The 1,144-nt window shown below is 43.1% G+C and carries 1 protein-coding gene; it reads right to left on the minus strand.

Going from position 1 to position 1,144, the window contains the following annotated elements; translation table 11 throughout:
• Positions 1–100: 100 nt before the first annotated feature.
• The gene (locus HW443_RS11505) at positions 101–475 is read right to left on the minus strand and encodes a DUF948 domain-containing protein (RefSeq protein ID WP_176235440.1); all 375 of its coding nucleotides are present in this window, start codon (positions 473–475) and stop codon (positions 101–103) included.
• Positions 476–1,144 lie beyond the last annotated feature (669 nt).

Here is a 1,144-nt window from a genome sequence, read left to right on the forward strand (position 1 = left end):
GCGATTCCTTCCATCATCTCGGCCGCGACATCTGACTACTTGGATGAGATAAAGAGTAACCCTCTCTCCTCCAATAACCCCCACGACCACATCCCCATCCTTACTTTCTAGAGTTCTTTTTTCTGAGTTTTCTGAGAAAAGACAGAAACTTCACTGCACTCACCGAAAGACCGGCCATCTTGACCAGGGGAGAGGCCAGGGCCTGCTGGGCAGTTTTAGCAGTCTTCTCCACCCTCTCTGAGACATCCCTGAGGGAAGTAAGAATGTCGCCCACGGTGGAGAGCCCTTCATTGACTTCCTCTACGGTAGTTTGAACTCTACCCAGGATGGGAATGATCTCCACGTTCAGGTCTTTGATAAAACGCTGGATCGAACGTAAAGTTCTGAAAAGCTGAATTGCCACTGGGATAAAGATAACGACAAAAATGGCCGCGCTGACACTAAAGACAATCTGAAATATTTCTATGGTACCCATCTTCCCATCCTTTCTGCCTCGTTGACCCTGGTCCAGTCAATTATATCATTCTCCTGGCCACAAACTACTAGTCCCCTAAAGCGAGAGGCACAATTGTACGTTGACTTATATGACGAAATATCCGGCTTAAAAGATGATCGGTCTTGGGATAAATAAAGCAGGAGGAGCTCTACCGTTGAAGCTTAGTGATAGGCCAGATGGAATACTGCGCTGACCTGCCGAGTCGGCGGTTCTTCTCCCGTAAGGATTTCTTTAGTAGTTCCTGTTGTGACATTTATTGAGACGCTCCATAAGTATTTTTCTAAATTCTTCATCTGGAAGCTGTGGGAATCGTTTATGTAATCCATGAATAAAAAGTTGCCTGGTAAATTCAGACAGTTCAAAAGCCTTAAGCAACCTTTTTTCAGGCGACATTTGGCGAAGCACTTGAATGTAGATCTTATGATTTGGACGCTGCTTAATGTTCATAATTTACCTGCCACCAAACAGGGTTTCCCTTAGTTTCCACTAAATTTGGAGAGAACCCATATTGATATTATGTACATTATGCTATATTATACTTAACCCTACAACGTCATTTACCTGAATACATACAATATATTGTGGTTCAATTAAAGAAATTGCCCTACATATTGAACCAAGATTCTTAAGTATCGCTGTAGGGTTAAT

The sequence above is a fragment of the Candidatus Hakubella thermalkaliphila genome, assembly GCF_013281975.1.
In the GTDB taxonomy this organism is placed as follows: domain Bacteria; phylum Actinomycetota; class Humimicrobiia; order Hakubellales; family Hakubellaceae; genus Hakubella; species Hakubella thermalkaliphila.

Coding starts and splice junctions, on each gene's coding strand:
- HW443_RS11505 (WP_176235440.1), bottom strand. CDS start 475: ATGGGTACCATAGAAATATTTCAGATTGTCTTTAGTGTCAGCGCGGCC.